Annotated in this window: 18 protein-coding genes; 5 read left to right on the forward strand and 13 right to left on the reverse strand. The window is 66.8% G+C overall.

The window, feature by feature from the left end; translation table 11 throughout:
• Nucleotides 1-17: 17 nt before the first annotated feature.
• The 4 genes from ACRCUN_RS12320 to ACRCUN_RS12335 form a co-directional block, all read right to left on the reverse strand.
• Complete coding sequence (locus ACRCUN_RS12320; RefSeq protein ID WP_462141915.1) at nt 18-323, reverse strand: hypothetical protein; 306 nt, start codon at nt 321-323, stop codon at nt 18-20.
• Between the two features lie 157 nt (nt 324-480).
• Nucleotides 481-3063: a helix-turn-helix transcriptional regulator gene (locus ACRCUN_RS12325; protein ID WP_462142047.1), complete on the reverse strand. Its 2583-nt coding sequence runs from the start codon at nt 3061-3063 to the stop codon at nt 481-483.
• A 116-nt stretch (nt 3064-3179) separates the two neighbouring features.
• Nucleotides 3180-4103: an alpha/beta fold hydrolase gene (locus ACRCUN_RS12330; protein ID WP_462141916.1), complete on the reverse strand. Its 924-nt coding sequence runs from the start codon at nt 4101-4103 to the stop codon at nt 3180-3182.
• Nucleotides 4104-4144: 41 nt separating this feature from the next.
• Nucleotides 4145-5233 (reverse strand): NAD(P)-dependent alcohol dehydrogenase, encoded by a 1089-nt coding sequence (locus ACRCUN_RS12335; RefSeq protein ID WP_462141917.1) that lies wholly within the window; start codon nt 5231-5233, stop codon nt 4145-4147.
• Between the two features lie 83 nt (nt 5234-5316).
• Here ACRCUN_RS12335 and ACRCUN_RS12340 point away from each other — a divergent pair, with 83 nt between their 5' ends.
• Nucleotides 5317-6288, forward strand: coding sequence for an NADPH:quinone oxidoreductase family protein (locus ACRCUN_RS12340; protein WP_462141918.1), 972 nt, complete (start codon nt 5317-5319; stop codon nt 6286-6288).
• A 6-nt stretch (nt 6289-6294) separates the two neighbouring features.
• Here the strand turns inward: ACRCUN_RS12340 and ACRCUN_RS12345 are convergent, their stop codons facing one another.
• The 5 genes from ACRCUN_RS12345 to ACRCUN_RS12365 all read right to left on the reverse strand — a co-directional run bounded on the left by ACRCUN_RS12345 (nt 6295) and on the right by ACRCUN_RS12365 (nt 10479).
• On the reverse strand, nt 6295-7050 hold the full coding sequence (locus ACRCUN_RS12345; RefSeq protein ID WP_462141919.1) for a YggS family pyridoxal phosphate-dependent enzyme: 756 nt from the start codon (nt 7048-7050) through the stop codon (nt 6295-6297).
• 32 nt (nt 7051-7082) lie between these two features.
• Complete coding sequence (locus ACRCUN_RS12350; RefSeq protein WP_462141920.1) at nt 7083-7967, reverse strand: dihydrodipicolinate synthase family protein; 885 nt, start codon at nt 7965-7967, stop codon at nt 7083-7085.
• 21 nt (nt 7968-7988) lie between these two features.
• Nucleotides 7989-8774 carry an aldolase gene (locus ACRCUN_RS12355; protein ID WP_462141921.1) on the reverse strand — a complete coding sequence of 262 codons (786 nt, stop codon included), beginning with the start codon at nt 8772-8774 and terminating at the stop codon, nt 7989-7991.
• Between the two features lie 237 nt (nt 8775-9011).
• The gene (locus ACRCUN_RS12360; protein ID WP_462141922.1) at nt 9012-9539 is read right to left on the reverse strand and encodes a helix-turn-helix domain-containing protein; all 528 of its coding nucleotides are present in this window, start codon (nt 9537-9539) and stop codon (nt 9012-9014) included.
• Nucleotides 9540-9624: 85 nt separating this feature from the next.
• Complete coding sequence (locus tag ACRCUN_RS12365) at nt 9625-10479, reverse strand: SAM-dependent methyltransferase (RefSeq protein ID WP_462141923.1); 855 nt, start codon at nt 10477-10479, stop codon at nt 9625-9627.
• Nucleotides 10480-10588: 109 nt separating this feature from the next.
• Between ACRCUN_RS12365 and ACRCUN_RS12370 the strand changes: the two genes are divergently transcribed.
• A complete protein-coding gene (locus tag ACRCUN_RS12370; RefSeq protein WP_462141924.1) occupies nt 10589-11143 on the forward strand; it encodes a TetR/AcrR family transcriptional regulator in 555 nt (184 codons plus the stop codon).
• A gap of 78 nt (nt 11144-11221) precedes the next feature.
• Here the strand turns inward: ACRCUN_RS12370 and ACRCUN_RS12375 are convergent, their stop codons facing one another.
• The gene (locus ACRCUN_RS12375) at nt 11222-11809 is read right to left on the reverse strand and encodes a TetR/AcrR family transcriptional regulator (protein WP_462141925.1); all 588 of its coding nucleotides are present in this window, start codon (nt 11807-11809) and stop codon (nt 11222-11224) included.
• 77 nt (nt 11810-11886) lie between these two features.
• Between ACRCUN_RS12375 and ACRCUN_RS12380 the strand changes: the two genes are divergently transcribed.
• From ACRCUN_RS12380 to ACRCUN_RS12390, 3 genes are read left to right on the forward strand one after another with little or no spacing between them, the layout of a single operon-like run.
• Entirely contained in the window at nt 11887-12639 is a 753-nt protein-coding gene (locus tag ACRCUN_RS12380) for an SDR family oxidoreductase (RefSeq protein ID WP_462141926.1), read from the forward strand.
• Nucleotides 12639-13889, forward strand: coding sequence for a Cmx/CmrA family chloramphenicol efflux MFS transporter (locus ACRCUN_RS12385; protein ID WP_462141927.1), 1251 nt, complete (start codon nt 12639-12641; stop codon nt 13887-13889). The genes ACRCUN_RS12380 and ACRCUN_RS12385 overlap by 1 nt, the downstream gene beginning before the upstream one ends.
• Nucleotides 13882-14307, forward strand: a complete 426-nt coding sequence (locus tag ACRCUN_RS12390; protein WP_462141928.1) for a nitroreductase family deazaflavin-dependent oxidoreductase — start codon at nt 13882-13884, stop codon at nt 14305-14307. Before ACRCUN_RS12385 ends, ACRCUN_RS12390 begins: the two co-directional genes overlap by 8 nt.
• A 79-nt stretch (nt 14308-14386) precedes the next feature.
• Here the strand turns inward: ACRCUN_RS12390 and ACRCUN_RS12395 are convergent, their stop codons facing one another.
• From ACRCUN_RS12395 to ACRCUN_RS12405, 3 genes are read right to left on the reverse strand one after another with little or no spacing between them, the layout of a single operon-like run.
• Nucleotides 14387-15172, reverse strand: a complete 786-nt coding sequence (locus ACRCUN_RS12395; protein WP_462141929.1) for an IclR family transcriptional regulator — start codon at nt 15170-15172, stop codon at nt 14387-14389.
• Between the two features lie 40 nt (nt 15173-15212).
• On the reverse strand, nt 15213-16178 hold the full coding sequence (locus ACRCUN_RS12400) for a hydroxymethylglutaryl-CoA lyase-like TIM-barrel protein (protein WP_462141930.1): 966 nt from the start codon (nt 16176-16178) through the stop codon (nt 15213-15215).
• Nucleotides 16175-17392, reverse strand: coding sequence for a CaiB/BaiF CoA transferase family protein (locus tag ACRCUN_RS12405; protein ID WP_462141931.1), 1218 nt, complete (start codon nt 17390-17392; stop codon nt 16175-16177). Before ACRCUN_RS12405 ends, ACRCUN_RS12400 begins: the two co-directional genes overlap by 4 nt.
• Between the last annotated feature and the right edge of the window lie 6 nt (nt 17393-17398).

The raw sequence follows: 17398 nt of genomic DNA on the forward strand, positions 1-17398 counted from the left end.
TTGCGGTAGCGAATATCTCAACAAGTGAGGTCGACGTAGAGGGTCCTGCCGATCACCGTGGTGACGAGGTCGTCGCCCGCCCCGGGTACACCGGAGTCCGTGCGCGAGAACGTATGTCCGGGACGGACCGCAGTGATGACGCACCGGTCGGATGTGCCGCTGCCGATCCGGTTCACCACGACGTCGAAACCTTGCGCACGTAATTGGCCGATGGCATCTTCGGCCGACGACGGGCCGGTGGGAGCGGCACCGGCGGGTGCGCCCAGTCCGAGTGATGCGCCAAGCGCGCCCGCTGCGAGAGCGGTTAGCAGGAGATGTTTCATGGCCGTTCCTTTCTCGCGGTCTCGCGGCTGCCACCGGCACTTTTGCCACCGGCTGAGCCGTCATGGGAATCGTCGCCCGTATTCGCTCGCACGAAATCAGTAGAGGGCTACTGCAATCCCGCCGAACTCCCGTGAGTAGCTACTGAGCCCGCACCGCTCAGGTGCGCGGCTCCTGGCGGGGCAGCAGCCGCGCGATCTCGTCACGCTTGGTGGTTCCGGTCTTGGCCATGGCGCGGTAGAGATGGCTTTCCACGGTGCGCACCGACAGCGTCAGACGCTCGGCGACCGCACGGCTCGACAGTCCCGCGGCGATCAACCCGACGATTTCACGTTCGCGATCGGTCAGTGGCAACTTCTCACACGTTCTACGAAGTGCAGGCGTTCGGGCGTCACCGCATTGCTCAGCGAGAGCGTTTGCTCGTGTCGAGCAACGCAGTTCCGACCCGCGCAGACCACGGCGGCGGAATCCGATGGCGGCGTGCGCGGCGGCATCTACGGCCGCGACGACGTCGCCGATACGCTCGAAATCCTCGGAAAGAGCGGCCAATTCAGACGCATCGCCATCACGCAGCGCCTCAGCCAGCCGGGCCGCGAGACCGACACGCGGACCTTCGACGATCGCCTCGAGCTCGCGCAGCCGTGGCGCTACCGTGCGGTCACCGAACTGGGCCGCCGTCTGCAGACAAAACACCTCCGCTGCGAATTGATCTTTCGCCCTTGCCTTTTCGGCTGCCGTCAGTAAACCGGAGACGGCTTCACTGATGGCCCCCTGACCGGCCGACACCCACGCGCGTGCCAGACTTCGCTCGTAGTCCAGCGATCGGAAAGGCCGTACCACCGTGTCGAGCTCGGCGAGCGCGGTCGCCGCCTCTTCGGTGAAACCCCTCATGGCCAGGGCGATCGCTCGAGCGACGTGATAGCGGTAACCCCAGCCGATGGCATAACCGTTGTCAGCCAAAGCACTTGCCGAATGTTCCAGCGATACGCACGCGGCATCCAGTCGGCCTGCACCTAGCGCGACACGCCCCGCCACAGCGGGACCGAGCAAGTGTGCGGTGCCAGGGAGATCGGCCGCCTCCCGACGTACCTGCTCGGCCACGTCGGCGGCGTCGGGGATCCTTCCCGACAGCAGCAGTGCACTGACATGGGCGTCCGCGATGTTGAACCTCATCTGCGGAGCGTCGAATGAGCGTGCGGCGAGGGCATAACCGGCATCGGCGACGCCCACCGCTTCGGTCGTACGCCCGGCGTCGGCGGATATGGAGGCGAGGGCCCACGCCACCTCAGCGGCAACGACGCCCGGCAGATCGTTCAGGCGGAGATTCTCCGACGCCAGTATCGCCAGACGTGGATCGTCCATGGCGAACCGGTACACCGTGCGGAAGGCGTCGAGATAGCAGCGCGCCTCCGGCGACGTCTGGTCCGCCGCCCCGTCGATGATCGCCGCTGCACGGTCGGGATCGGCGAGCACCCAGAGCATGTTGCTGGCGCGGAGGAACAGGGATCTGGCACGGTCGCCTGCCGTCAACTCTGCAGCGGGCATCCCGGCCAGCACCGAGTCCGCCTCGTCGCCGCGGCTCAGCCATGACAGTGCATGCGCCCGAATGAAACTCGCCTCCGGACCGGCTCCGGCGCGAACGGCGGCGTCGGCGAGCCGTTCGGCAAGCGACAGATCCGCCAAGCCAACCGCACCGTGGGCCGCTTTGACGAAGACATCTGGATCCGGCGCGAGGTCGGAGTCCAGACTCAGTGTGGCCCGACGAACGAGAAGCCGGATGTCGTCGGGATCGTCGGACACAGCCAGTTCGCCGGCGACCAGTCCGCGCAACCGGCGTAATCGTGTCAGAGCCGCGCGCCGTCGGCGGACCTCACCGTAGAGCGGATGCGCAACGCGCACCTCGACCGCGTGGTCGGCAGATTCCACCGCGATGAGACCCCGCGAATCCGCTTCTTCGACCGCCGATCGTCCGGCGATCCGGATCAGAGCCGTCAACTCGATCGGTTCGCCCACCGCCACCGCGTCGATCACATCGGCGACCGGTGCGGGCAGGTCACCGATCCGCGACTCGATCAGCTCCGCCAGGCCCGGCGCCACAACCGGTTCCCCTGTCCACCGCCATGAGCCGTGCCGTATCTCGAGTCGGCCGTCGGCGACCTCGCGCTCGACGATGTTGCGCAGGTACAGAACGTTGCCGCGGGTCATCGTCCATAGTCGAACCGCGGCCTCATGGTCGACCGCTCCGCCGAGCGTCGCCGCCAACAGGGCCGAGGTCTCCTCGGGTGACAAGGGCTGCAGATCGAGCCGGTCGAATCGATCGTCGCGCCAGATCTCTCGCACGGCAGCAGGTACCGGCTCGCCGTCACGCATGGTGAGCACCACTTTCGCAGCGGCCCGTTGCACGATCTGCTCGACGACGAACGTCGACAGCGCATCGAGCAGATGGACGTCGTCGACTCCGACGACCACCGCGATGCCTGGGGGCGCGGATGTCAGTGATTCGAGCACGCCCCGCACCAGTTGGACAGTGTCGCTGACGCCGGATTGGGCCCATGCAGCGAAGGCACCCAACGGCAGCATGCGGGCCGCCGACGTGCCGACCGTCCAGCGACCTTCACATCCGTGCGACGCAGCCGCGGACAGCGCCTCGCGAGCGATCCGGCTCTTGCCGACCCCTGCCGCGCCCGAGACCACGATTCCGCACACATCCGGAGACAGGATGGCGGCCTCGATGGCACGCATCTCCTCGGTGCGGCCGGTCAACGGCCACGACAAGCGCACCTCGAAAGCCTAAGTCGGTGCGCACCGCATTTACTGGGCTTGACCGAATCCGCCGAGCGGAGTGGCCGAACGCCCGGCTAGCTGATCGGCTGCCCGGTCGTCACCGACCGGGCCAGTGACCGCAACTGGGCGTTGACGTCGGCGGGGCGTTCGAGGATCGCGCAGTGCCCGCCGCCCAACTCGACGAAGCCGGCCAGATTCGGGGCGTCGGCGGCGATGCGCCGTGACGCGTTGATCGGCAGCAGGCGGTCCTTCGCGCTGCCGATCACGAGCGTCGGCACCGTGAGGTTGCGAAGGGAGATGTGCCTGGGGCCGAGGTTGTCCACGAGTACGCGCGTCCACGCACCGCGCCCGGCCGGTGGGGTCGAGGCGAACAGTTGATAGACGAAGTCGGCGACCCAGGGCTCGGCGTCCCGCCCGACCGCGAGCTGCGCGACGAACCGTTTGTTGGGACCCTCGGCCATCTTCGGCACGCGGGTGCTGCCGAACGTCCGCAGCACCGTCCCGGCAGTGCGGATCCGGGTGGCCGTCAGGCGCGCGGGCACCTGGGCCAGCTGCACGTCGCGCAGGAGGTCGCCGGTGCTGGTGTTGATCAGGGCGACGGCATCCGCGCACGACCGAACCCGGTTCGGGTAGCGCTGCGACCACGACGTGATCGCGATCCCGCCCATCGAGTGACCCGCGATGACGGCGTGTTCGCCGGGCTTGAGCGTGGCGTCGAGCACGGCGTCGAGGTCGGCGGCGAGGTGGTTGAGGCTGTAGCGGTTGCGGCCGCGGGGCGTCTCGCTGCGGCCGTGCCCCCGATGGTCGTAGGCGATGACCCGGTATTCGCCGGCCAGGTGGGCAATCTGGTGGGCCCAGACTTCGATGGCGCACGTGATGCCGTGTGCCAGCACAATCGGATAGCCGTCCTCGGGGCCGAAGACCTGCGCGTGCAGCTTGACCCCGTCGACGGCGCGCACCTCGACGGTGCGGCCGGAAGGTAGCTGGGGAAGAGTCATGGATGCTCCGTTCATCGGCTTCGTTGCCTGATTGCGCGATCCTACCGCTCGGTAACTAACACCGGTTTGACCACCTCACCGGCCTTGGCGGCGGCCCATGCCCGGTCGAAGTCGCCGAAGGCGTATGTCGTGACCAGTTTGTGGAGCGGCAGTTCGCCAGTTCGGTAGAGATCGACGAGCCGGGGGATGAAGGTGTGGGGCTCGCTGTCACCCTCCACCACGCCGCGCACCGTCAAGCCCCTGCCCATCATGAGGGCGACCGGAAGCTCGGCAGTCATGGCGCCGAGACCGAGCAGTGCCAACGTCCCGCGGGAACGCAACACCGCGACAGCCGATGCGATGACATCGGGCCGCGCCGTGGTGTCGACCGCGCCGGCAACTCCCCCGGTCAACTCCAGCACCGCCGCAGCGCTATCGGTGGCCGTGGGATCGACGGTGGCGGTGGCGCCCAATTCGGTTGCGAGCGTGCGCCGTTGCTCGATGGGGTCGACCGCGACGATGGTCCGGCAGCCCGCGATTCTGGCGCCCATGACGGCCGACAAGCCGACCGCCCCGGCGCCGAACACGACGACCGCGTCGTCGGGCCGCGACGCGAGCACGTTGAGCACGGCGCCGACACCGGTCTGCACGCTGCAGCCGAGCGGGGCGGCCAATGCGGGATCGATCGATTCGGGTACGGCGACGGCGTTGCGGCTTCCGGCGATCGCGTACGTGGCGAAACTGGACTGGCCGAAGAAGCCGCCGCTGATCGGGGCGCCGTCCAGGCGCAGGGCACTGGACTCGTCGCGGCGGCTGCCACGCAAGTTGAGATCGCTGGAATGGTCACAGTAGGCCGGGCGGTCGGCGACGCAGTTCGCGCAGGTGCCGCAGCTCGCGAAGGTCAGCACGACATGCTCGCCAACCCGCCGCTGCGAGTTCGGCCCGACCTCGACGACGGTTCCCGCTCCCTCGTGGCCGAACACCATCGGCAACTTGCGGAAGCGGGAAGCCACGCTGACATCGGTGTGGCAGATGCCCACAGCATCGATCTTGACCAGCACTTCGTCGTCGACCGGCGGGCGAATCTGCACGTCAGCCAGTTGCGGGTCGGCTCCGGCTTCGAGCAGGACGGCGGCGCGGGCAGTGAGCATCCGGTGATGTTAAGCGACAAACTTGACACCTGTCACAATCGGTTCCGGGCAGAATGTGGCACGACGACAACAGGAAGGCCCTCATGCGTGCAGCAGTGATCACCCGGCTCGACGGTCCCGATGCGGTTGAGGTCGCCGACGTGGCGGAACCGGCAGGCGACGACGCCGTCGTCATCGACGTCCACGCCGCCGGGGTGGCGTTTCCCGACGCGCTGCTGACCCGCGGGCTCTACCAGTACAAGCCGGAGTTGCCGTTCAGTCCGGGTGCCGAGATCGCCGGTGTGGTGCGCAGCGCCCCGGCCGATGCGCACGTGACGGCCGGGGACCGGGTGCTCGGGCTGACGATGCTGTCGGGCGGGATGGCCGAAGTGGTTGCGCTATCTGCCGATCGGGTGTTCAAGCTGCCCGATGCCGTGTCGTTCGAGGCAGGCGCCGGCATCCTGTTCAACGACCTGACGGTGCAATTCGCCCTGCGTACCCGCGGCAGACTCGCCCAGGGTGAGACCGTTCTGGTGCACGGCGCGGCCGGTGGCATCGGGACGTCGGCGCTGCGACTGGCGCCCGCCCTGGGCGCGTCGCGCACCATCGCGGTGGTGTCCACCGAGGAGAAGGCCGAAATCGCCAGGAGCGCCGGAGCTTCCGACGTGGTTCTGGCCGACGGCTTTCGCGATGCGGTCAAAGAACTCACCGGTGGGCGGGGCGTCGACATCGTCCTGGACCCCGTTGGCGGTGACCGGTTCACCGATTCCTTGCGCTCGCTCGCGGTCGGCGGTCGGCTCCTCGTGGTCGGCTTCACCGGTGGTGAGATCCCCACCGTCAAGGTCAATCGCCTGCTGCTCAACAACGTCGACGTCGTCGGTGCCGGTTGGGGAGCGTGGAGCTTCTCGCATCCCGGCTACCTGGCCGAGCAGTGGGCCGAGCTCGAACCGCTGTTGGCCTCCGGAGCCGTCGCGGCACCGCAACCCGACGTGTATCCACTCGAGCGGGCCGCCGAAGCCATTGCGTCCCTGGAGAATCGGACTGCCAAGGGCAAGGTGGTGCTCAAGCTGCGGTGAGCGCCGCTACTGGCTCGCGGGCCAGTAGCGGCTGTCCGGAGTGGCGCGGGCGCCGAAGATCGCCTGCCCGACCCGCACGCACGTCGCCCCCTCCTCGATCGCGACCTCGTAGTCACCGGACATACCCATCGACAATTCGCCCGGACCGACGAGGTCGAGTTCGCGTGCGTGATCACGCAGCCCGCGCAACAGCGCGAAACAGGGCCGGACGCGCTCGACGTCGGAGCTCAAGACGGCGATGGTCATGAGCCCGCGGACCCGAAGCGCGCTGTAGTTCGGCAGAGTCCGCAGGAACGCGATCACGTCGTCGGGCGCCAAGCCGTACTTCGAGTCCTCGCCGGAAGTGTTGACCTGGACAAAGACGTCGAGAGAGCGACCGAGCGTTTGCAGGCGCCGGTCGAGGGCTTCCGCGGCCCGCGGGTTGTCGAGCGCCTGAAACTCCGCGGCGAACTCCGCGACGTCTTTGGCCTTGTTGGTCTGGAGGTGGCCGATCACCGACCACTGCACGTCGAGGTCGGACAGGTTGCGCCACTTGCGCTTGGCCTCCTGCACCTTGTTCTCCCCGAACATCGTGCACCCGGCGGCGGCCGCGAGCCGCAGGCGATCCTCGTCGACCGTCTTACTCACCGGCAGCAGCCGCACTTCACCGGGCTCGCGACCGGCCCGCTGCAGCGCCTCCTCCATCCGCGCACCGACCTCGCGGAGGTTGTTCGCGAGGTCGGCGACGGTGCGAGCCTGCGGGTAGGCGGTCGGGTGACTCATGAATCGAATTCTCCTCCGGCCAACCGTCCGGGTTACGCGGTGGTCAGCAGACGGCTCAGTTGCGCACGGCGGGCGTCGTCGAGCGGGAGCAGCGGCAGGCGCGGATCGCCAACACCTTGGCCGAGCAGCTCGAGCCCGGCTTTGACCGTGGTCGGCAGCCCGCCCGCCAGGATGAACTCCAGCAACGGCCGCAGCTCCTCGTACAACGCTTCAGCACGTGAGCCGTCCCCGCCGCGGACCGCGTCGTAGAGGTCGAGGCACGGCTGTGGGCGCAAGTTTGGCGCCGCGGTGCACCAACCCTTGGCACCCGCGTTGAACGCCTTGAGCGCCAACGGATTGTTGCCGTTGTAGAACGGCAGCTGCCCGTCGCTGAGCTCGGCGATCCGTTGCATGCGCGAAAGATCTCCGGTGGACTCCTTGACCATCGTCACGTTGTCGATGTCGTCGAACATGCCCACAAGCAGCTCCGGACTCATGTCGATGCCGCTGGTCGCCGGGTTGTTGTACACCATGATGGGAATGCCGATAGCGGCGCCGATAGCGGCATAGTGCTGTCGCAGTTCGCGTTCCGACAGTTTCCAGTAGGAAATGGGCACCACCATCACCGCGTCGGCACCGGCACGCTCGGCATACCGCGCGCGACGAATGGTGTTGGCGGTGGTCAGGTCGGAAGCGCCGATGATGACCGGCACGCGACGGCCGACCACGCCGATCGTGGTGTCGACGACGGCATCGAACTCCGCCTCGGTGAGATAAGCGGATTCACCGGTGCTGCCGAGCGGAACGATGCCGTGTGCGCCACCGGCCACCAAACGTTCGACGAGCGCGGCCAGTTTGCCGGTGTCGACGTCGTTGTCCGCGGTGAAGGGCGTGACGGGATAGGCGAGGATGCCGTGGATTTCGGTATTGTCGGACATTCTTCTCTCTTTCAGGTTGGGTTAGCTCGTGATTGCGTCGGGATGGCGGACGAGTGCGCGCCGCGCGTAATAGGCGAAGTTGGCCTGGCTGCGTTTGGGGCGAAGCGTCCAGTCGTGGGCTTCGCGGGCCAGCCGGGGCGGAAGGTCGGCGATCGTGCCGGCGGCCATCGCGGCGAGCTGCAGTTTGGCGCCGCGTTCGATCAACATCGCCAGCGAGCACGCCTCCTCGACGCTCGCGCCTGCGACCACATGCCCGTGGTGGGCCAGCAGGATGGCCTTCTTGTCGCCAAGTGCGGCGCTGATGATCTCGCCTTCCTCGTTGCCGACCGGCACCCCGGGCCAGTCGGCGAGGAATGCGCAGTCGCCGTAGAGCGGGGCGATGTCCATCTGCGAAACCTTCAGCGGAACCTCCAGCATCGACAGCGCCGCCACGTGGAACGGATGCGTGTGCACGATGCACTGCACGTCCGGCCGGGCACGATAGATCCAGGAATGGAAGCGGTTGGCAGGGTTGGCCATTCCGCTGCCATGGAGGACATTCAGATCCTCGTCGACGAGCAGCAGGTTCTCATCGGTGATCTCGTCGAATCCCAAACCGAGGCGCTGCGTGTAATAGGTTCCCGGCTGCTCGGCCCGTGCCGTGATCTGGCCCGCCAGACCTGAATCATGGCCGGCGTCGAACAACGCCCGGCACGTCAGCGCGAGCTTCTGCCGGGTGGTCAGCGCAGAGTCCTCGACATGATTCGACAGTCCGTCGAGGGCGCGCTGCATCAAGACCTGCTTCGAATCACCAAGTGTGCTCGTCATCAGAGAACCCCTTTCCGTTGGTACGCGATAGGTGACACATAGCAGACGGTAGGACACTTTGTGTCCTACCGTCAAGCTTGTTTCCCGGCACAAAGGCGCGCCACCCCGTCAAGTGGCGCTGAGGCCCTTCAGGACACCAAGTGTCATTTCATCGACTTTTACCGTGACATCGGTCCACGCCGTCCGGTTTGCCTGCAGGATCCGCACCCCGCATGTCGGCCTCGATCGCCGACCGAATCAGCGGTTTCTGGGGTACTCCGTGTGCGTGACCACCAGCACCTCACTCGGCGCGCTCCCCCGTTGACGCAATTGGTGTGGCCGAGACGCGTCGAAGTAGGCGCTGTCGCCGGCTTCCAGCGTCACCAACTGGTCCTCGTAGCGCAATTCGACTGCCCCCCGGTGCACGAACACCATTTCCTGTCCGGCATGCGCGGGATGTGGATGTTCGGCGAATCGTTGTGTGGGACGAACGATGAACGGCGACATCGTCTTTCCGAGCATGGCAGCCGCAACAGCATGATATCGAACATCCGGACGCTCGTCGGCACGGTCGACCGACAACGTCGCGGTGGCCGGATCCTCGGCGAACAGTTGCGCCACGTCAACCTCGAGGACGCGCGCAACCTTCATCGCGACCGCGATGGACGGTGTGGACCGTTGCCGTTCGATCTTGGACAGGTAGCTCTTGGTCAGGCCGGTGGCCTCGGCGAGCTGATCGAGCGTCATACCCCGCTGTTGGCGCACGGCGCGCAGCAGGGCGCTCACGATTGCTCAGCAGTTGTCGATGCCACGCCTGACAGTGTGGCACATCCACTACAGGACATCCGGTGTCCTGTGGAGGTGTCGACGGCTACCCGCACCGGGTTGCGGTGATATGTCCACCGGAAGGTTCGACCGCCGATCGACGCGGGTAGGCTTTGGTCAAGTCGGCCGTTGTCTCGAAAGACGTTGTCCAACCGATACTCTCAAGCCACTCTCGAGCGTCCTCACCGAGTCCCCGGTCGCTGTTCGGAATATTCCGATACAGCCTTTCGGCATCAACTGATCGCAACGTGTCTTTGAACGAGTCGCCGGACATCACCGGGAACCCATACTGACTGCCGGGTGCAGAGAGCTCGGTCAGGATGCGCACACCGGCGCGGGCCGCCTCGATCGACAGGGTCATCAACGCATGATCGACCCAGTGCGCGGGACGGTCCGGTTGAAAGCCACCGTCCAGGAGCGCTTTCGGCCACTCGCTCCCACACAGGTCAGCGGGTATGACGTGTCTGTCGCAGACCGGTTCGACCCCAGCCAGCACCGGCTCCTTGAACGCGAACAGTTGTGGCATGTCGATTTCGAAGAGACGCACGGGCTTCGGCCAGGCCAGCCGGAATGCGTGGGTGTCCAGGCCCGCTCCCAGCACCACGATCTGGGTGCGCCCCTCGGCCGCGGCCTGCAGCAGCGCATCGTCGGCCATCCGCACCCCCAGAGTGCGGGTTTCGTACATGACATCGGCCAGTCGCAGTACCGATGCCCACGTCTCGGCAGCCCCGTCCGGTGCCGTCGGACTCAGATACGCCTGTTCGGCCGCCTCGACGAACCGGCGCGCATAGGGATCGTCGTACAGCCGGTCGTCACGCTCGGATTCTCTGGCCCTGATGACCGCGACGCCGACAGCCGTCAACGGCGCACCGCTCAAGATTTCAGGTATTGGCGTTGCCATGGGTCCCCCTGGTCCATGTCATTACTTGACGGCCGGTAAGTATTGATCGCCTGGCCGCAACGCTAGGCTCATCGCTGACCGGTCGTCAAGTATTGATTGGAGTTCGGCCGTGGTGGGTCGCCGCACCGACACACGGGACAAGATCCGTTCCGTCGCGCTGGATCTGTTCTCGACCCATGGCTATGACCAGACCTCCATCCGGCAGATCGCCGAACAACTCGGCATCACCAAAGCGGCCATCTATTACCACTTTTCCGCGAAGGAAGACATCGTGGTGAGCCTGTCGGACGATCTGCGCACCGGCGTGGACGACATCTTGTCCTGGGCTGCCGGCCAACCACCCGGCAAGCGCACCGGCCGCGAGATCCTTCGCCGCTACGGCGCAGTGCTGCACGGCACCGGCCGGGCCATGACTCGATTCATGAACGAGAACTACGCCGCGTTCAATCGACTCGGCATCGGTACCGACTTGCGCTATCAGTTCCGGGCGGTCGCGGACGCGATGACCGCACCCGACCACGATCCCCTCGCCGTGTTCCATGCGCGCCAGGCACTGCTGACGATGTCGTGGAGCGTGGCGATGATGGGCGATCTGCCGTTGACCGACGAACAGTGCAACGAAACCGCGCTGACGATCGCGCTCGGCATCTACAACCGGAGCTGACATTCTCGCGAGCGACCGCAAAATACCGCTATTTCGCGGCGTGTCTAAGGGCAGACACGGTCGCTCGCGGTGCAGGGGTTACGGGAAGGCGCGCAGCGCGATCGCTGCGACGCGGTCGAGCATGGCCCGCGAGGTCCCGTCCGACGCGGCCTGCGCGATGCCGCTGAGCGTGGTCATCACGTACTGCGCGAGCGCGAGGGAATCGGTGTCGTCCGGTAGGTCGCCGGCGGCGACATCGGTCCGGATCTTGTCCGCGAGCATGTCCGTCTTGTGGCGGCGGATCCGGAGCAGGCATCCTTTCACCGCCTCGTCGGCGGTGCCGTCGTCGCCGCTGACAACCAGGCACCCACTGGGCAGTCCACGGCGGGTGTAGCGCCCGGGGGCCTCAGTGAGAATCCGTGTGACGGCGCGGCGCGCGGTCGGCTCTTCGGTCAGCGCGGCTTCGATGAATCCGCCGTAACGCGTGTCGTAGACCTGCACCGCTTCGGTGAACAACTGTTGCTTGTCACCGAAAGCGGCGTAGATGCTGGGGATTCCGACGCCGAGCGCGCTGCTGAGGTCGCGCGTCGACGTCGCCTCGAAGCCGCGCTCCCAGAACAGCCGGATGGCCTTGTCGAGGGCGGCATCGCGATCGAAGGAGCGGGGACGCCCGCGCACCGGTGCCATGCACACCATTCTATAGCGGGCGCTAGATAATGTGCTAGCGTCTATTTCTGTATCAGCCGCTAAAGAAAGGATTTGCCGTGTCCGCTCTGACTGGCAGAACTGCCCTGGTGACCGGTGCCAGCCGCGGTATCGGCCGTGCGATCGCGTTACGCCTGGCCCGTGACGGTGCTCGGGTCGGCGTGCACTACGGCACGGGCGCCGACGCCGCGAAGCAAACCCTGCAAGACATCGTCGATGCCGGCGGTGACGCGTTCGCAGTGCAAGCGAAACTCGGTGTCCCCGGCGACGCCGCCGCCGTGTGGGCCGCGTTCGACGCACACGCCGACGGTGTGGACATCCTGGTCAACAACGCCGGAATCCTCGGCGGCCGTGTCCCGTTCACCGATGTGGCCGAATCGACCTATGACGAGATCTTCGCCGTCAACACCCGGGCGCCGTTCTTTGTGACCCAGCACGCGCTGCCCCGGCTGCGGGACAACGGCCGGATCGTCAACATCTCGACGCGCTTCACGCACGGTTCCCGCGTACCCGAATTGATGACGTACGCGATGTCGAAGGCAGCGATCGACTCGTTCACCGCGACGTTGGCCAAACAGCTTGCCGCGCGCAACATCACCGTCAATGCCGTCGGCCCGGGAAGTACCGATACCGACATGAACGCGGCCCGGCTGGCCACTCCGGAGGGCAGAGCGGCGGTCGCGGCGCAGTCTCCGTTCAACCGGGTCGCTCAGGCCGGCGACATCGCCGACATCGTCGCGTTCCTCGCATCCGACGACGCGCGGTGGGTCACCGGCCAATGGATCGATGCGAGCGGCGGGTCGATGCTCTGATGCCGATCGCGATCTGGGTCATCGGTCTGGCCATATTCGCCCAGGGGACAAGCGAACTCATGCTCGCCGGCCTGCTGCCCGAGACGGCAGCCGACCTCGGCGTGACGATCCCACAGGCCGGTCTTCTGGTGTCGGTGTTCGCGCTCGGAATGCTCGTCGGTGCACCGATTCTCGCGATCGTCACCCTGCGATGGTCCCGCCGCCGCGCCATGGTCGCGTTCCTCGCGATCTTCGTCGTCGTGCACATCGCAAGCGCCTTGACGAGTTCGTACGCGGTGCTGATGACGGCCCGATTTGTCGCAGCGTTCGTCTACGCCGGATTCTGGGCGGTCGGGGCCGGCACCGCGATGGCACTGGTCGGTGCAGCGCGACGCGGCCGCGCCATGAGCATCGTCGCGGGAGGGCTCACCGTCGCAACGGTGATCGGCCTGCCCGCAGGCACGTGGATCGGCCAGCACCTCGGTTGGCGCGGCGCATTCTGGGCGGTGGCCGCACTGTCGTGTGTCGCCGCGGGCGCCGTGCTGGCCGCCGTTCCCGACACCCGGGCCGACACCGCACCACGTATCGGCGATGAGCTTCGCGGGCTCGGCGTGCCGCGGCTGTGGCTGTCCTACGCCATGACGGCGGTCTCGACCGCCGCGCTGCTCGGCACATTCACGTATCTGGCCGCCATGCTCGTCACAACGAGTGGGCTGTCGCCGCGATGGGTGCCCGCCGTGTTGCTCGGCTACGGCCTGGGGGCACTTGCCGGCATGGCCGTGGGCGGGCAGGCGGCCGACCGCTGGCCGCGCGTGACCCTCGCGGTCGGTTTCACGACCCTGCTGGTGATCCTTATGGCGATCGCGCTGACCACCCGCGATGTCGCCGCCGTCGGCGCGCTCACGTGCCTGCTCGGTTTCGCGGGATTCGGGACCAACCCCGCCCTCAACTCTCGCGTGTTCGCGCTTGCCCCGGCAGCGCCGACGCTGACCGCGGCCGGCAACGTGGCATCGTTCAACGTCGGCATCAGCATCGGCCCGTGGCTGGCCGGGACCGCGCTCACCGCGGGTCTCGGATACCCGGCGGTGCCGTGGATCGGCGCGGTGTTGGCGGGGTTCGCGCTGGTCCTGCTGGCCATCGACATGCGCGCCGCGGGCCACGAGCGTGCGCAAACTGCTGAAGATTCACGGCGTGGCGGGCAGCAGACGCGCACGGTCGCGGTGCAGGGGGAATATGGGCGGGGGCGCGCGTGTTGCGCGGTGGGTGACTGAACACGCCGAGTTGAGCCCCACCGATTGGGTTCGCGAGCAGACCGAACGCATTTTGGAGCAGGGCACCACCGACGGGGTCGAGGTTCTGGACCGGCCCATTGTCCTGTTCACCACCACGGGCGCGAAATCCGGTAAGAAGCGCTACGTACCGTTGATGCGCGTCGAGGAGAACGGCCGCTACGCAATGGTCGCGTCGAAGGGTGGCGATCCCCAGCACCCGTCGTGGTACTTCAACGTCAAGGCCAACCCCACCGTGACGGTGCAGGACGGCGACAAGGTGGCCAAGGACCTGACCGCCCGCGAGCTCGAGGGTGAAGAGCGCGAACACTGGTGGAAGCTGGCCGTCGAGGCCTACCCGCCCTACGCCGAATACCAGACGAAGACCGATCGCCTCATTCCCGTCTTCGTAGTGGAGTAACACGTTCGCCCAGACATCAAGACACCAAGCGGCCGCGGAGAACATCCGGGGCCGCTTGGCGTACCACCGGCTACGGCGGTCACTGCGGTGGGCGGCCACCGAGGGTTCGGGTGATCTGCTCGGCATAGCCGACCACCAAGTCGACCCACGCCTCGCATTGCTCGCGCGGCATGCGGACCGTGGGACCGCTCAGCGTCAACGCGCCGAGAATGTCACCCGCAGAGTCGAATACGGGCGCGGACAGTCCCGACGCGGAGTCCTCGCGCTCCCCGGCGGTGATCGCGTAGCCGTCGGCTCGGGCGGCCGCGACGAGGCCGGCGAGCTCATCGGCACTCGTGACAGTGCCTTCCGTCATCGGCTCCAGTGGTGCGCTCAGGATGCGTCTGGCGAGGTCGGGATTCCAGGCCAGCAGCACACGCGAGGCCGAACCCACATGCAACGGGATCACCTTGCCGACGTACATGTCCCGGCGCAGCGCGTGATGAGTTTCCGCGACGGCGACGCACACCCGGAAATTCTGCTCGACCGTGAAAAAGCATGCGGTCTCGCCGGTCTTGTCGCGGACTTCCTTCAGCACCGGGTTGACCACCGCCAGGACGTCGATGTCTTTGCGTGCGGTGGCCGCCCAGTACGACATCCGGATTCCGATGCGGATCTGGTCGCCGACACGGTCCAGCATGCCCTGCGCGACCATGTTGCTGACCAGGCGCTGGACGGTCGACGTCGGTAGCCCGGTCGCTTGTTGAATCTCCCCGAGGGTCATCGCAGGCCGTGCCAAGGTGAACGCGTTGAGGATCTCCGTGATCTTCGTCAGCACCAACAGCGTCTGCTGCTTGCCGGACGAATCCACCTCTTCCTTGGCCATGCCGAGAATCTACCCAACCGCTATTGCCGGGCCGCGCGGCTCACTCAGTGCACTCCGCGGCCGCACCACCGATGACCCACGGGAAGGCGGTGGCGCTCGACCGCGCGCCCTGCGCGGCCTTCGACCGATTCGGTTCACCGATCTCGGCGAGCACCTTGTCCGACAGCTGCACGAGCGATGCGAGGGCATTCGGGGTCAACCACGGCGGCCTTAAGGCGAACAACAGGTCCTCGCTGGACGTGTTGCCGCTGGCACCCGGCGCGAAGGGGCAACCGCCAAGGCCGCCGAGGGATCCATCGACCATGGTCGCGCCCGCGTCGATGGCCGCCAAGCTGTTGGCCACGCCGAGACCCCACGTGTCGTGACCGTGAAAGACGATGCGGCGCTCGGCATTCGACGTGCGAAGGCCTCGGATCAGATCGCCGACCTGGGTCGGGATGGCCTGGCCGATCGTGTCGCACACCACGACGTCGCTCGCGCCATCGGTGCGCGGGTCCGACGCGATCGCCCACACCCGCTGCGGGTCGATCAGCCCTTCGAACGGGCACGTGAACGCAGTCGCGATGCACAGTTGGATCGAGCCCCCCGCTTCGGTCGCGATGCGTACGGCATCAGGCATCGCGGCCACGCTGGTCTCGGTGTCGCGGCCGATGTTGGCCTTGTTATGGGAGTCGGATGCCGAAAAGCAGTACTGGAAGTGGCGCGCACCCGCCCCGGCCGCCTTTTCGACGTGCCTCGGGGTGGCCACCCAGATCCAGCACTTGTCCAGTTCCTCAGGCGTCAACGCCGAAACCACGTCGAGGGTGTCGGCGAGGGGTGGCACGAGATCGGGCCGGGCCATCGACCCGATCTCGAGTGCGGGCACGCCGATCGCCAGAAGTTCGCGGATGACTTCGACTTTGAGATCGGTTGGCAGCATCTTGGCCGTCAACTGCAGACCGTCGCGCAACGTCACATCGCGCAGCTCGGCTTGCGGGGTGTAGGAGCGGGGTTGCGGAATGGTCATGTGAGAGCTCCGATTTCCTCGTCGTCGAGACCAAGCAGGTTCGACAACACCTCGTGGGTGTGCTCGCCCAGGTCGGGTCCGACGCTGCGGATGGGCAGCGACGCGCCGCCGATCACCGGCACGATGCCGGGAAATCCGACCGATTGCGGCTCGGTGCCGCCGGTGTCGACATCGAAGTGCTGGATCATGTTTCGCGACTCGTACTGTTCGTCGTCGCAGATGTCGGCGGCCGTGTAGATCGGCCCGGACGGCACCCCGGCCTCGTCGAGCAGCTTGAGCGCTTCGTCGCGCGTGAGCCGGCTCGACCATTCGGCGATCGCGGAATCGAGTTCGTCGCGGCGCTGCCAGCGTCCGGCGTTGGTCTGCAAGTCGGGGTCGGCCGCGAGATCCGGGCGGCCGATCGTGGTCATGTAGCGCTGGTAGATCGCGTCGCCGTTGCCCGCGACGATGATGCTGGTGCCATCGGCACACGGGTAGGCGTTGCTCGGCGCGATGCCTTCCATTCGCCCGCCCACGCGTTGGCGCTTGACGCCGTAGGCAAGGTAGTCGGGAACCAGCGATTCCATCACCGACAGAATCGCCTCGTTGAGCGCGACGTCGACGATGCGTTGCTCCAACGGCACAGTCGTGCGTTGGCGCTGGAACAGAGCCATGACGGTGCCGAATGCGGCGTAGATGCCGGCGATCGAGTCGCCGATGGACACCCCGGTGCGTACCGGTGGGCGGTCGGGATCGCCGACCAGTTCGCGCAATCCGCCGTAGGCCTCGGCAACGGCCGCGAAGCCGGGCCGCTGGGCGAGCGGACCGGTCTGGCCGAACGCCGAGATGCGCGTGATCACCAGATTCGGGTTCGCCTCATCGAGTTGTTGTGGCCCCAGCCCCCACTTCTCGAGCGTGCCGGGCCGGAAGTTCTCCAGCAGGACATCGCAGTGCTTGAGCAGATCGAGCACGACGCCGCGGCCCCGCTCGGTCTTCAGGTCGAGCACGATCGACTTCTTGTTGCGGTTGATCGTGCGGTACAGCATCGATGTGGTGCCTGCGTAGAGCCGCCAGTTGCGCAGTTCGTCGCCGGTGACCGGCCGCTCCACCTTGATGACCTCGGCTCCGAAGTCGGCGAGCATGCGACCGGCGGTCGGTGCGGCGATGTAGTTGCCCAGTTCGAGCACCCGCACACCGGCGAGAGGGCGAATAACCCGAATACCTTTGTCAGTCATGGTCTT

The sequence above is a fragment of the Mycobacterium venezuelense genome, from assembly GCF_054919535.1.

Excerpts from the sequence above, each read along its gene's own strand:
- ACRCUN_RS12335 (WP_462141917.1), bottom strand. The coding sequence starts at position 5,233 with ATGCTCACTGCCCGCGCCGCCGTCCTGCTCGAAGCCGGAGCCGACCCG.
- ACRCUN_RS12325 (WP_462142047.1), bottom strand. The coding sequence starts at position 3,063 with ATGCGTGCCATCGAGGCCGCCATCCTGTCTCCGGATGTGTGCGGAATC.
- ACRCUN_RS12320 (WP_462141915.1), bottom strand. The coding sequence starts at position 323 with ATGAAACATCTCCTGCTAACCGCTCTCGCAGCGGGCGCGCTTGGCGCA.
- ACRCUN_RS12375 (WP_462141925.1), bottom strand. The coding sequence starts at position 11,809 with ATGGCACCGGTGCGCGGGCGTCCCCGCTCCTTCGATCGCGATGCCGCC.
- ACRCUN_RS12345 (WP_462141919.1), bottom strand. The coding sequence starts at position 7,050 with ATGAGTCACCCGACCGCCTACCCGCAGGCTCGCACCGTCGCCGACCTC.
- ACRCUN_RS12350 (WP_462141920.1), bottom strand. The coding sequence starts at position 7,967 with ATGTCCGACAATACCGAAATCCACGGCATCCTCGCCTATCCCGTCACG.
- ACRCUN_RS12340 (WP_462141918.1), top strand. The coding sequence starts at position 5,317 with ATGCGTGCAGCAGTGATCACCCGGCTCGACGGTCCCGATGCGGTTGAG.
- ACRCUN_RS12330 (WP_462141916.1), bottom strand. The coding sequence starts at position 4,103 with ATGACTCTTCCCCAGCTACCTTCCGGCCGCACCGTCGAGGTGCGCGCC.
- ACRCUN_RS12385 (WP_462141927.1), top strand. The coding sequence starts at position 12,639 with ATGCCGATCGCGATCTGGGTCATCGGTCTGGCCATATTCGCCCAGGGG.
- ACRCUN_RS12355 (WP_462141921.1), bottom strand. The coding sequence starts at position 8,774 with ATGACGAGCACACTTGGTGATTCGAAGCAGGTCTTGATGCAGCGCGCC.
- ACRCUN_RS12395 (WP_462141929.1), bottom strand. The coding sequence starts at position 15,172 with ATGGCCAAGGAAGAGGTGGATTCGTCCGGCAAGCAGCAGACGCTGTTG.
- ACRCUN_RS12400 (WP_462141930.1), bottom strand. The coding sequence starts at position 16,178 with ATGACCATTCCGCAACCCCGCTCCTACACCCCGCAAGCCGAGCTGCGC.
- ACRCUN_RS12405 (WP_462141931.1), bottom strand. The coding sequence starts at position 17,392 with ATGACTGACAAAGGTATTCGGGTTATTCGCCCTCTCGCCGGTGTGCGG.
- ACRCUN_RS12365 (WP_462141923.1), bottom strand. The coding sequence starts at position 10,479 with ATGGCAACGCCAATACCTGAAATCTTGAGCGGTGCGCCGTTGACGGCT.